At 48.9% G+C, this 12,633-nt stretch carries 9 protein-coding genes; 4 read left to right on the top strand and 5 right to left on the bottom strand.

All coding sequences use genetic code 11. The annotated features are described in order from the left end of the window. Nucleotides 1–317 precede the first annotated feature (317 nt). From AC1VYS_RS25695 to argH, 4 genes are all read left to right on the top strand, one after another. Entirely contained in the window at nucleotides 318–1,571 is a 1,254-nt protein-coding gene (locus tag AC1VYS_RS25695; RefSeq protein ID WP_482911978.1) for an acetylornithine transaminase, read from the top strand. Nucleotides 1,572–1,830: 259 nt separating this feature from the next. Beyond that, complete coding sequence (argF, locus tag AC1VYS_RS25690) at nucleotides 1,831–2,796, top strand: ornithine carbamoyltransferase (RefSeq protein ID WP_482911977.1); 966 nt, start codon at nucleotides 1,831–1,833, stop codon at nucleotides 2,794–2,796. 216 nt (nucleotides 2,797–3,012) lie between these two features. Next, a complete protein-coding gene (locus tag AC1VYS_RS25685; protein ID WP_090922968.1) occupies nucleotides 3,013–4,248 on the top strand; it encodes an argininosuccinate synthase in 1,236 nt (411 codons plus the stop codon). A 106-nt stretch (nucleotides 4,249–4,354) separates the two neighbouring features. Beyond that, nucleotides 4,355–5,758 (top strand): argininosuccinate lyase, encoded by a 1,404-nt coding sequence (argH, locus tag AC1VYS_RS25680; protein ID WP_482911976.1) that lies wholly within the window; start codon nucleotides 4,355–4,357, stop codon nucleotides 5,756–5,758. Nucleotides 5,759–5,900: 142 nt separating this feature from the next. Here the strand turns inward: argH and AC1VYS_RS25675 are convergent, their stop codons facing one another. The 5 genes from AC1VYS_RS25675 to AC1VYS_RS25655 all read right to left on the bottom strand — a co-directional run bounded on the left by AC1VYS_RS25675 (nucleotide 5,901) and on the right by AC1VYS_RS25655 (nucleotide 12,559). Then, nucleotides 5,901–7,256: an allantoinase gene (locus tag AC1VYS_RS25675; RefSeq protein ID WP_482911975.1), complete on the bottom strand. Its 1,356-nt coding sequence runs from the start codon at nucleotides 7,254–7,256 to the stop codon at nucleotides 5,901–5,903. Nucleotides 7,257–7,333: 77 nt separating this feature from the next. Further along, nucleotides 7,334–8,728 (bottom strand): NCS1 family transporter, encoded by a 1,395-nt coding sequence (locus tag AC1VYS_RS25670; RefSeq protein WP_482911974.1) that lies wholly within the window; start codon nucleotides 8,726–8,728, stop codon nucleotides 7,334–7,336. Between the two features lie 323 nt (nucleotides 8,729–9,051). After that, nucleotides 9,052–9,912, bottom strand: coding sequence for a fumarylacetoacetate hydrolase family protein (locus AC1VYS_RS25665; protein ID WP_482911973.1), 861 nt, complete (start codon nucleotides 9,910–9,912; stop codon nucleotides 9,052–9,054). Then, on the bottom strand, nucleotides 9,912–11,219 hold the full coding sequence (locus AC1VYS_RS25660) for an amidase (RefSeq protein WP_482911972.1): 1,308 nt from the start codon (nucleotides 11,217–11,219) through the stop codon (nucleotides 9,912–9,914). Before AC1VYS_RS25660 ends, AC1VYS_RS25665 begins: the two co-directional genes overlap by 1 nt. 2 nt (nucleotides 11,220–11,221) lie before the next feature. Next, the gene (locus AC1VYS_RS25655; RefSeq protein WP_482911971.1) at nucleotides 11,222–12,559 is read right to left on the bottom strand and encodes a uracil/xanthine transporter; all 1,338 of its coding nucleotides are present in this window, start codon (nucleotides 12,557–12,559) and stop codon (nucleotides 11,222–11,224) included. Nucleotides 12,560–12,633: the final 74 nt, after the last annotated feature.

The raw sequence follows: 12,633 nt of genomic DNA, 5'->3' as shown, positions 1-12,633 counted from the left end.
TTGTCGAACTATTTGTTTACACAAAAAACGGAGAGGACAGAAAAAACCTGGAAAAGCGAAGCGCTCGCCTTTATCACCGGATTTTCCCTTTAGGAAAGGGAATCCAAAAAATCTGGGGATAACAGCGATTGAAAGGTTATTCTGTCATCGGAGTGGCCAGTGTAAACTGCCTTTAGTTCTTCAATAAATATGATCGAAAAATCGGGGTATAACAGTGATTCGAAAGGTTGTTCTGTGTCATCGGAGTGACCCCCGTGTAAATAAAGGTTTTCTCATAATGGATCGCAGTGTATGAACCGACAAGGAGTGATATGGTCATGGCAAAAGGCAACGAACAGCCAGGTTCTGGCACAGCCGTAGCAGGGACAGTAGCAACAGGTGCAACGGCACCGACGGAAAGCTCACTTTTTCAAACGTATGCACGGTATCCCATTAGCTTGGTCAAAGGTAAAGGCAGCTGGTTATGGGACGATCAGGGTAATCGCTATCTCGATTTCATGTGTGGACTTGCTGTAACGAGCCTGGGCCATGCACCGGAGAAAGTGGGAGCGAAGTTGAAAGCTCAGATCGATGAGCTGTGGCACGTATCCAACTTGTTTCAGATTCCAGGGCAAGAAAAGGCAGCAGCTTTGCTGACAGCCAACACCTGTGCGGACGCGGTCTTTTTCTGCAACAGCGGTGCTGAAGCGAACGAAGCGGCGATCAAAGTAGCACGTCGTTATCAGCAGAAGGTGAAGGGCGAAGATCGGTACGAAGTGATTACCTTTGCTCAATCGTTCCATGGACGGACATTGGCGACGCTGACGGCAACTGGACAGGATAAGGTGAAAGATGGATTTTTGCCACTGCCAGCGGGATTTGTAACGGTGCCATTGCATGATACTGCTGCGCTCGAAGCGGCGATTGGACCGAAGACCGCAGCGATTATGCTGGAGATGGTTCAGGCAGAGGGCGGAGTGTATCCGGTGGAGCCGGAATTCGTAAAGCATGTGCGTAAACTGTGCGACGAGCACGGCTTGCTCATGATCGTGGACGAAGTACAGACAGGAATGGGACGTACAGGCAAGCTGTTCGCTCACGAGCATTATGGTGTTGAACCGGACGTATTCACGGTTGCGAAGGGCATAGGCAGTGGATTCCCTGTTGGCGCAATGCTCGGTAAAGGATTCCTGCGTGATGCATTCACACCGGGCAGCCATGCAACGACATTTGGCGGTACACCGCTTGCTTCCTCTGTCGTTATTGCAACGATTGAAACGATGCTGGAGGATCGCTTGCCAGAGCGTGCAGCCGAGATGGGCGACTATTTGATGACGTCCTTGCGCAATCGTTTGGCGGGCAACTCGTTTGTAAAAGAAGTGCGCGGTATGGGCTTGCTGGTCGGTATCGAGTGCGCGGAGCCGATCGGTGATATCGTATTGGCAGGACAGAAACGCGGCATTTTGTTTGTCTCGGCTGGCCCTAACGTGATTCGTTTGCTTCCTAACCTGTATGTAAGTAAAGAAGAGATCGACGAGGCTGTCTCTCTGGTGGCGACATTGATTGAAGAGCACGTTGCGGCGAAAGCCTGATTATATAGAAAAATAAAATACTGAACCGGGGCCATCACGGCCCCCGGCGCAGATTAAAGTGAAAGAATCCCTGTAGCCGCGTGGTGATCAAGCGCAGAAGTAGTAGAGGTTGACGACCCACTCGCGGTATAGACTGAACGAAATTTGCTCTACCTGGACTGATGTTGAGAGGTTTAATCCAGCCGAGGAAAGTCAGCCAAGGATGTGAAATTTCTGCCCAAGCGGGTGCAGGGAACCGGAAATGAGGAGGAACGAAGATATGGCAGTACAACACACAGACAAGGTTCAGAAGATTGATTTGAGAGGCCGGGATTTTATCGAATTCACGGACTATACGGCAGAGGAAATTCGTTATTTGCTGGATCTCGCGATTGAGATCAAAGGCAAGCAAAAAAGTGGTGTACCGTTCCAGCCCCTGAAGGGCAAGACGATCGGACTTATTTTTGAAAAATCATCTACACGTACACGTGTATCCTTTGAAGTAGGTATGTTCCAGTTAGGCGGACACGCATTATTCCTGAGCAAAAATGACATTCAGTTGGGACGCGGCGAAACGACGCATGATACAGCCAAAGTACTGTCCCGTTACCTCGACGGCATTATGATCCGTACGTTTGGACACCATAATGTGATTGAACTGGCAGAACATGCCGATGTCCCGGTAATTAACGGTCTGAGTGATGCAGCGCATCCATGCCAAGTGCTGGCAGATTTCCAAACGGTACTGGAACATAAAGGTAAACTGGCAGGTCTGAAAATGGTTTACGTGGGCGATGGCAACAATATGGCACACTCCTTGATGCTGGGTGCAGCAAAAATGGGAATGCACGTTGCAGTAGCAACACCGGAAGGATATGAGCCGGACAGCACTGTGGTGGAGCAAGCTCGTGCGATTGCTAAGGAGAGCGGTTCCGAAGTGCTTGTGACGTACAATGCACAGGAAGCGGTGAAGGATGCCGATATCGTGTACACCGATGTATGGGCGAGCATGGGCTTTGAAGAAGAGCAGAAGGTTCGTGAGCAGGCATTTGCGGCGTATCAGGTCGATGAGGAATTGATGAAAGGTGCGAAGCCGGATTACATGTTCCTGCACTGCTTGCCAGCACACCGCGGTGAAGAAGTGAGTGCAGGTGTCATTGACGGCCCGAACTCACTGATCTTTGATCAGGCAGAGAACCGCCTGCATGCGCAAAAGGCTCTGATGGCTGCATTGATGAGCGAATAGTCGCGAATTGCGGCAATGGGTTGATTTTAAACGCCAATTTGGCGATGATAGATGCAATACAGTAATAATTTTAACTTGAACATGCACAAAAAACGGAGATTACAGAAAGAGCCTGTAGAAGCGAAGTGTTTGCCTAAAGGCTTTCTGTAATTGTAGTTTATAGTGAATGACCAGGGATTTAATTATCGTAATTGATCTTGGGGAGGACCATACCACATGGCTAAGGAAAAAATCGTACTCGCCTATTCCGGCGGACTAGACACATCTGTAATTTTGAAATGGTTGAAAGAAACCTATGATGCCGAGATTATCGCGTTTACTGCGGATATCGGTCAGAAGGATGAGCTCGACGGACTCGAAGAAAAAGCACTCGCTACGGGCGCTTCCAAAGTATACATCGATGATCTGCGCGACGAATTCGCCAAAGATTTCATCTATCCGATGTTCCAGGCAGGTGCCCTCTATGAAGGTCAATACTTGCTCGGTACAAGTATCGCACGTCCACTTATCGCTAAACGTATGGTGGACATCGCTCGTGCAGAAGGCGCTACAGCGATCGCTCACGGCGCTACGGGTAAAGGAAATGACCAGGTTCGTTTTGAGCTGAACGCAGCTGCACTGACACCGGACATTCAAGTGATCGCACCTTGGCGTCTGGAAGAGTTCCGCAATCAGTTCCCAGGACGAGCAGAAATGATCGCTTACGCTGAAAAACATGGCATTCCGGTTACCGCTTCTGCGGCGAAACCTTATTCCACGGACCGCAACCTGCTGCATATCAGCTATGAGAGCGGTGTGCTTGAAGATCCTTGGTTCGACCCAAGCGCGGACGAAAACAAAGATATGTTCCTGCTGAGCAGCGCACCTGAGGATGCACCGGATCAACCGGAGTACCTCGAACTGGAGTTTGAACAAGGTGACTGTGTTGCCCTGAACGGCGAGCGTCTGAGCCCGCTGCAAGTGATGGAGCAACTGAATGAACTGGGCGGTAAACACGGTATCGGCCGTGTAGACATGGTAGAAAACCGTTTTGTCGGCATGAAGAGCCGCGGCGTATACGAAACACCAGGTGGAACCATCTTGTTCACGGCACATCGCAAAATGGAATCCATTACGATGGATCGTGAAGTGATGAACCTGCGTGATAGCTTGATTACTCGTTACAGCACACTTGTGTACAACGGTTTCTGGTTTGCGCCGGAACGTCTGGCGTTGCAAGCTTTGGTAACGGAAAGCCAGAAGAACGTAACCGGTACGGTTCGTGTGAAACTGTACAAAGGAAACGTGATTGGCGCAGGGGTGAAAAGTCCTGTCAGCCTGTATAATCCGGATATTGCTACCATGGAAGCTGATCCTTCGGAGGCGTATGATCAAGGCGATGCAACAGGCTTTATCCGCCTGAACGCACTGCGTTTGAAAGTACATTCCGGTGTGGAACAAAACAAAAAATAATTCACGGCGTGTGGTTCACGCCACATCATAATTACTGACAAGGCGGGCCGTTCTTGCACATTCTGGCAGGGGCGGCTTTGTCCATGAACGAAAGGGGATACTCACTGTGAGCAAGCTGTGGGGAGGACGTTTTACGAAGCAAACCAACCATCTGGTTGAAGAATATACCGCATCCATTAACTTTGACAAGGCTTTGGCGGAAGAAGATATTCAAGGCAGTTTGGCCCATGTAACGATGCTCGGAAAATGCGGTATTTTGCCTGCGGAAGATGTGGAAACGATCAAGGAAGGTCTAATCACTGTTTTGCATAAAATCCGTGCAGGCGAAGTGGAATTCTCCGTATCCGATGAAGACATTCACATGAATATTGAGAAAAACCTGATCGAAACGATCGGCCCTGTCGGCGGTAAACTGCATACAGGCCGTAGCCGGAATGACCAGGTGGCAACCGATATGCACTTGTATCTGCGTGAACGTGTCGTTGGTTTTGTTGGCATGCTGCACGCTTTGCAGGAAGCGCTGATCGGACAGGCTAAAGACAATCTGGATACGATTGTACCGGGTTATACCCATTTACAACGTGCTCAGCCGATTTTGTTTGCGCACCACTTGATGGCCTATGTATCCATGTTCCAGCGTGATGCGGAGCGCCTGATGGACAGCTACAAACGGATTAACGTACTGCCACTTGGTGCAGGGGCGCTTGCGGGCACAACGTTCCCGATTGATCGTCATTTTGTAGCAGAGCAGCTTGGCTTTGACGGTGTATATGAGAACAGTCTGGATGCGGTAAGTGACCGTGACTTCATTGTGGAGTTCTTGGCGGCCGCTTCCCTGATCATGACTCACTTGTCCCGCCTGAGCGAAGAACTGGTACTATGGAGCAGCACGGAGTTTGGTTTTGTAGAGCTGGATGATGCGTTCTGCACAGGTAGTAGCATTATGCCGCAAAAGAAAAATCCCGATGTGCCCGAACTCGTTCGTGGTAAAACAGGACGTGTATACGGCAATCTGATCGGATTGCTGACTGTGCTGAAATCTCTTCCGCTAGCCTACAACAAGGACATGCAGGAAGACAAAGAAGGCATGTTTGATACAGTAGCAACACTTGAAGGGGCACTTCAGTTATTTGCTCCAATGATTGCTACGATGAAAGTAAACAAGGGTCGTATGCGTCAAGCGGTAAACCAGGACTTCTCCAATGCAACGGATATTGCTGATTTCCTCGTAGGTGAGGGTCTGCCTTTCCGTCAAGCCCATGAAGTGATTGGTAAAACGGTATTGTACTGCATCCAGAACGGCAAATATTTGCTTGATCTGACGATTGAAGAATTCAAGCAATTTTCACCGCTGTTTGATGACCGCATCTATGCTGTGTTACAGCCTGAAGCAGTAGTTAACGCTCGTAATGTTTACGGTGGAACAGCGTCTAACCAAGTGGCGGAAGCTATTTCTCGTAGTGAGAAGGTGCTGGGACAGACAGAGCAATGGATCGAGAATCGGGGTTAACACCTAGGGGCAGTACTCAGTGAAGATCTGACGATGATCTGAATGGGATAGGATGTTACCGATTGTGATCAATGGGAACTAAAAAAAGCATGTTCAAGAGATGTACTCTCGGACATGCTTCTTTTTTACGTTTCCTACTGCCTTATGGCCTCTGCCAGCTGCCTTCGGTTACAGAGGTGAGCACCTCACCGTTCTGAACAACGACATGTCCGCGGACAATTGTACCTGCCACACTCGACGGAAAAGTGTGCCCAATATAGAGGCTCTGTTTATGTTTTGCGTAATAGTTTTCTTCTGTGACGGTAAAGGCCTCATTTAGATCTACGATGGCAAGGTCTGCATCCATCCCGATGGCAATGCTTCCCTTACGGTCTGCAAGTCCAAAACGTTCTGCCGGATTGGAGGCTGTCCAGGCAGCGACGTGTTCAAGTGGAATATGATTTGCGAGTGCAAGTTCCAGTGCCGAGAGCAGGGTGAATTGTCCACCGCTGATTCCGCCCCATGCCTGAAAGAGATTATAATCTTTCGGGTCTTTCATCTCATAAGGACACGGCGAATGATCTGAGGACAGCATATCGAATCGGCCATCAATCAGGAGGGATACCAGCCGCTGCTGTTCATCTGCTTCCCGGAGTGGAGGTGCACATTTGGCGATCGTACCTTTTTCCCGCAAGCTATCGTGGTTAAAGAGCAGATAATGTGGGCAGGTTTCCACGGTGACGTTCATGCCTCGGGCTTTAGCCGCCTCAATTTTAGCCACGGCTGCTGCGGAACTGATATGAACAAAATGCAGGGCGCAGCCTGTAATTTCGGAGTAGTAGAGTGCACGTTCAACCGCCTCAACTTCTGCGATGATCGGTCGTGTCTCCAGATAGTCATCGGCACTGACCAGTCCTGCCGCCTCTTTTTCAGCTTTAAGCCAGTTTGTTATCGCCGCGCTTTCCGAATGCAGGGCCAGAATTTTATCGAGAGCCGCAATCTTTTTCATGCCCGTCAGCAGTGTCGTGTCGTCTACGGCTTCGAATTCTTTATTACCTGTGGTAGATAAGAATGCTTTGAAACCAATTACGCCAGATTCAGCTAACGGTTGCAGATCATCTTCGTTACCAGGCACGAGCCCGCCCCAGAGGCCAAAATCAACGAGAGACTTTTCATTACCGATGCGGGCTTTCTCCAGCAGTGCTTCCTCCGTGACTGTGGAAGGGATTCCGTTGAGTGGCATATCGAAAAAGGTTGTACAGCCACCTGCGGCCATCATCGCTGATCCGGTGGTGAAGCCTTCCCAGTGCTCCCTTCCTGGTTCGCTGAAATGCACGTGTACATCAATCATGCCTGGGAGTACATGCTGTCCGGTGGCATTCCACTCGTGTGTAGTTTCACCTTCAAGTGTAGCGGTAATCGCCGCAATCTTGCCATTTTTCACACCGATATCAACTTGTGTGACTCCGTCTGGCAACACCACATTTCCGCCACGTATGATCAGATCATAATGTTCCATATCCATCCCTCTCCTCTTTGCTGGTATTTTCATTGTATGGCTCGGATCGTTGAGTCAGGCCTGGGTTTTATTCGTATTTACTCGTAGATCGTACCTTTCTTGAATGAAGAGCCTTTAAAAGCAAATTTGCTAAGTAACAGGTATGCAAGGCCAGCCGTGATGAATCCGATGATCCAGCCAATGTCAACGAGCAGGAAGGCAGCTCCGGCTCCAATCAGCATGGCTAGCAAGGCGCTAGGGTTGTAACCTTTAAAATCGCCGTTATCCAGATATAACTCTGCTGTATCGACCTTTTGTTTTCGCAAGATGTAATATTCGACCAGCATGATCGCTACGATAGGGCCCAGGAATGCGGAGTAGATCAGAATGAACGTATTCAATCCTTGTGCTGAGGAATCTTGTACGAGTACCCACGGGAAGGAGCAGAGGGCAAGTAAGCCAGTGATGATGACAGATGCTTTGTATTTGAGCTTGGTAACAAGCGAGATGACATAAGCCGGCGGTACGATGTTAGCGACCATGTTAACGGCAACTGCGCCAATAACGATGAAGGCTGAGACGAATACGGTGATATAAGGGTTGTCCACAATAACAGCAAATGCCTTGACTGGATTGGAAATGCCTGTTGCTGCCGCCATCATTGCCCCGATGGTCAGAACGAACCCGTAAGCGATAACGATAGGGAAGAAGTAGAGCATACTGCGCTTTTTGTCACTCATGCCGCTCTTCAGCTCACGAGAATAGTCACCTGCACTTAGGAAGATGGCTGCATAGTTGCCGAGGAATACCATGATGAAAGCAAAGAATGGAAGTCCCCATGTTCCTTTGGCATTTACCCAATTTTCAGTAATAGCTGTGCTGTGGGAGTTAAGTAATAAGGTGAATACATAGACGAGTGCAAGCATAATAACGACGGAAGCGAGGGTTTCAACCCACTTGATTGCGTGAAAGCCATAAAGTGACAGGACAATCTGAACCGCCTGTAGCAAGATAAAACAAACAGGAATGCTATCAAGGCTGCCACCGCTTAACACTTTAACAATTTCATTCAAGGCCGTTGCCCCGACCCAGCTCTGAAAGCCGTACCAGACAATGGCGGGCACACCCCGTAAAAATGAGGAGATGATCGATCCTTTGATGCCAAAGGACATGCGCAGTTGAACGACATAGGGGATGCCTGTTCGGTAACCGAAACGGTCATTGATCGCAAAGATCACGGAAATGATACCAATGGCAATCATTGCAGCGACAAATGTCTGAAACACATTGAGTGTGGCAACACCAGCAACAATGAGGCTCGCTCCGAGGGTCATGTTACCGAGGTTCACGCCATCCCCGATCCACATGAACATGTAGGGTACTGATCCGATTGTTCTCTCGCTCTCCTGTTTCGGTTTTAAGGAGTCGTCGATGCTGATTTCTTCGTGTAGCTGCGTCTGTTTCAGTACTTGTCCTGCCAAATTCGTTGACATATCTGCCCCACTCCTCTTTGATATGGGGTGCCGCAAGGCTGGTTGATCTCTGAATTAACGAGTCGTTCCATCCATTCCTGTCTGCACACCACAGATGATATAAAACATGTAAGATAAAATAACTTATTTGTGTTATATATCCTTACCTGTTCTTTGTATCTCTTATTTTATCATCTTGTTTGTACAATTCATTGACAAAAACGTAGATTGTTATCGTAATTTCTGTTGAAATTGTATGAAAAAATATGACATTATGTGTTATGTTATAGAAAAGTGAAGTTAAAAACGCATTTTATGTTCAGAAAGCCTTACAATGTTCGGATTTAGCTCTCTACCTTATTATCTAATTTCTTAAGTCCGGCAATCTGACAGCCAACAAAATCGCCCGGTTGAATCGTGACTGATCCCGGGGTGCCTGTTAAGATGACATCTCCCGGATGAAGTGTCATCACGTTCGACAGAAAAGAAATCAGGTACGCAGGAGAAAAGATCATATGATTAACGGTATTGCTGTGGGCAACATGACCATTGTGCACCGTTTGAATCTCAAGTTCGTTCAGATTTTCGTATTCTTCAGGCGTTGAGAGGGAGGAGCCAAGGCTTAGGAACGTGTCAAAACTTTTGGCACGCTGCATGAACCGGGGGTTGCGGGCATGAATATCCTTGGCGGTTATATCAAGTGAGGTCGTGTAACCTGCTATAACGTCCATTGCCTGCTCTTCCCCAATGCCTTTGCATGTTTGTCCGATGACAATCGCGAGTTCTGCCTCAGCGGTGATCTGTCCCGCTCCGACCGGCAGACGGATCATTTCCCCGGAGCCGATCAGGGATGAGTCAGGTTTGAGAAAAATAACAGGTTCATCCTCTGGTGGATGTCCAGATAGTTCGATGGCTTTGCCCCAATAGTTCATGCCTACACCGATGATTTTTCCGGGTCGGCGATAGAGCGCACGGTAGGACACTTCATTCACCGGTAGAGAAGGTAGTGAATGGAGTTTCTCTTGCCCGTTACTGTCGTACCAGTCACGCAGCGCGGCGAATTGCTCTTTTTGCAGCAAATGAAATAGATCTGTGTCCCAGTTCATACTAAGCTGTTCATTCAACGTCGTTAGTGGAATAATGCCTCGATCCGTGTACAAGGCAATTTCTTCTTGCCCTTGATTTTCAATCGTTACAAGTTTCATTACCTCACCTCTTCCGCGAATTGTTTAGCTGTCCACTGTAATAGCTTAAGATCTGTATTTGTACCGCCGATAAAAGATAGCCCTATGGGTAACCCGTCAGGACGGAGGACAGGAACTGTAACCTGAGGCAGGCCAGAGAGCCCTGCGATACAGGAAAGTTGCATCGTTTTGGCTCTATAAGCCTCTGCTTCAGGCCCCTTTAGTCCCAAAAGGGGAGCTGGTCCGGGTGCAGTTGGAATGGCGAGTAGTCCATGTTCTCCTAACAAATAGACAAGGTTTCGCCGTACACGAGCACGCAGTTCCGCTTCGACCTTGCTGGCAGACTCCTCAAGGGAGCAGGCCCACTCAAAACGTTCTGCGATACCAGGTCCAAATGTCGGGTGTTCCTTTGTAAGCCAGTCACTGTGTTCACGCGCAATTTCCAGCCCTTGGAGAACGCGGAATGCCGCGGACCAGTCCGCCAGGCTCTCGGCAGGTTCTGTCAGATTGGTGGTTTCATAGCTACCCGGCTGCCATTCCGTAATTTTGTGTAAGGTGGAGAGCAGGAGTGAGCGATCCTCCGTTTCTGGCAGGTTCCATGCTTCTGTCGCTATGAAGAAGCGAGAGAATGGCTTCATATCTGTTTCGGATGTCATTCCTAATGTGATTTCTGATGTTTTTTCCTTCAATAGATGTTTTTCTTTCAGTAGGACGTTGCCTACGTTGCGTAAAATCGTTGGATTCCGGCTCATCCAGCCGACTGTATCGAATGAATGTGCAAGAGGAATAACACCTTCTGCCGAGACTGCTCCATGGGTTGGGCGGAAGCCATAGAGACCGCAATATGAAGAGGGAATGCGTACAGATCCACCGGTATCCGTTCCAATGCCGAAATCCACTAGCCCCGCAGCAGCTGCAACGGCAGATCCGCTTGATGAACCGCCTGGAATCCGATCCGGAGCGAGGGGGTTGGTTGGTGTGCCGTAATGAGCATTTTCTCCGTTCAAGCTGTACATGAGTTCGTCCGTCTGTGTTATACCTTCGAGGTTCGCGCCATTTTCTACCAGGGTGAGCAGGGCAGGTGCGGTGGATTCTGAGGGAGTGTGTGTACGAAGCCAATCGGGATTGCCTGCTCCACTTGTTTCCCCCTGAATATCAAAGACATCTTTGACTGCAAAAGTCAGTCCACTGAGTGAGCCGGCATGGGTGGCTGGCAATTTGATTTCGGCATTAACATAGGCTCCCCATGAATTAGACTGGAGCAGATCTGCCTTTTGATTGGGAGCTGATGTTACGGCCTCTTTCTGTTTCTGGTTTGGAAGTTCCATAGTTATTCCCCTTTCATTCTTATATTAGGGTTCAGTGTACTTAGGGAAGAGTGAGATTGAACTTGATTTAGCAATAAGGCCAGTAAAATGCCTACCAATAGCCCATTTCCGAGGAGTGGACGCAGTAATGGGGGTAAGGTAGTAAAAATCTCTGATGGTAATCCCATAACGATAATACCTATGAATAGAGGTGCAGCCGTCCGATAAAGGTTCGCCGAATCCATATGAATCTGTCCGAAATACTGGAGAGATGAGCCTAACAGGCGAAGGTACGTCACGAACAGTACAGCGCTCCCAATACTGAGCGGAAGTTGCGTGAGTAAACTACTCACAGCTGGAATGAGGCCGATAGCCGCAAACAGCAGGCCACCAATGACAAAAGGAAGCCGGTCTCGGATACGGGTCTGCTGGAGAAAGCCGACAGATGAAACGTAAGGTGCGTATGGGACAAGCCCGATCATCCCGGATATCACTGCAAGGATACCGCTGATGGTGAAAGAGCGTTTGTACTGGCGGCTCGATGCTTCTTGCTCATAAATAGAATCTGTACCTTTCAGGGCGCCAAACGTATTCGACGTGTTGATTAGGCCGGCTATGACGGCAATCGCGATTACACCGGCGTTTAGTCCGCCTGTTGGTTCTCCGAGCGGAAACCAGGTTGCATCCAGTGTTCCCGAGTGGGCTGTTCCGCTTACGTTATTGAAGATCATCGTGTGTAATGCCCAGCCACCCATAATGCCAATCAGCAAAGCGTACTGAGCAATTGCTGGTCGTGCCTTTGCTGATAAGACAGCAACGAAAACAGCCACTGCTGCAGCCAAAAGGAAAACGTCTGGCTGGATCGCAGATGTTTTATCGGAAGAGCCGGATGAAATGCCTAGCATACCTTCGAGAAAAATAATATTCAGCCGACAACCGAGTAAGAACATAAAGACGGCCATGACGCCTGGCGTGAATAATTTGGATAACGGAGAAGCCAGGCCACATAAACCGATCAGGATTGTAATCACGCCGGAGATTAATATACCGACGGCTAAGCTGCCGCCCAGTTCTGTCAGTGATATGCCCAGGGAGGGTGCTGCTGCGCTGAGACTTAGAATGACGCCCCACCATAATCCGGATTGCCCTTCCATGACGGACCTTTGATGTCCAAGCCATGCTTGTACAGCACATGCGATTCCAGTGAGGATAAACGAACACTGGATCAGAAATTGAATTCGTTCCTGAGGCAATGCAAATGCTGCCCCAACTGTAATAGGTATAACTACCGTATTTGTAAATAAGAAAAACAGCCATTGCAGCCCGCCCAGACCGGAGCGAAGCCAGTTGATTTTAAGCATGTGTCACCTTCCGTGTGGAGCCTCGTTGAAAATGTTTCCTGCGCACAAGGGCAATCCATGATGCGCTTCATGTA

This window comes from Paenibacillus sp. G34 (assembly GCF_056856875.1).
Note: the sequence above shows the minus strand (reverse complement) of the source record. Positions and strands in the feature narration are given on the sequence as shown.

Coding starts and splice junctions, on each gene's coding strand:
- AC1VYS_RS25655 (WP_482911971.1), bottom strand. CDS start 12,559: ATGCTTAAAATCAACTGGCTTCGCTCCGGTCTGGGCGGGCTGCAATGG.
- AC1VYS_RS25675 (WP_482911975.1), bottom strand. CDS start 7,256: ATGGAACATTATGATCTGATCATACGTGGCGGAAATGTGGTGTTGCCA.
- AC1VYS_RS25660 (WP_482911972.1), bottom strand. CDS start 11,219: ATGGAACTTCCAAACCAGAAACAGAAAGAGGCCGTAACATCAGCTCCC.
- AC1VYS_RS25670 (WP_482911974.1), bottom strand. CDS start 8,728: ATGTCAACGAATTTGGCAGGACAAGTACTGAAACAGACGCAGCTACAC.
- AC1VYS_RS25665 (WP_482911973.1), bottom strand. CDS start 9,912: ATGAAACTTGTAACGATTGAAAATCAAGGGCAAGAAGAAATTGCCTTG.
- AC1VYS_RS25695 (WP_482911978.1), top strand. CDS start 318: ATGGCAAAAGGCAACGAACAGCCAGGTTCTGGCACAGCCGTAGCAGGG.
- AC1VYS_RS25685 (WP_090922968.1), top strand. CDS start 3,013: ATGGCTAAGGAAAAAATCGTACTCGCCTATTCCGGCGGACTAGACACA.
- argF (WP_482911977.1), top strand. CDS start 1,831: ATGGCAGTACAACACACAGACAAGGTTCAGAAGATTGATTTGAGAGGC.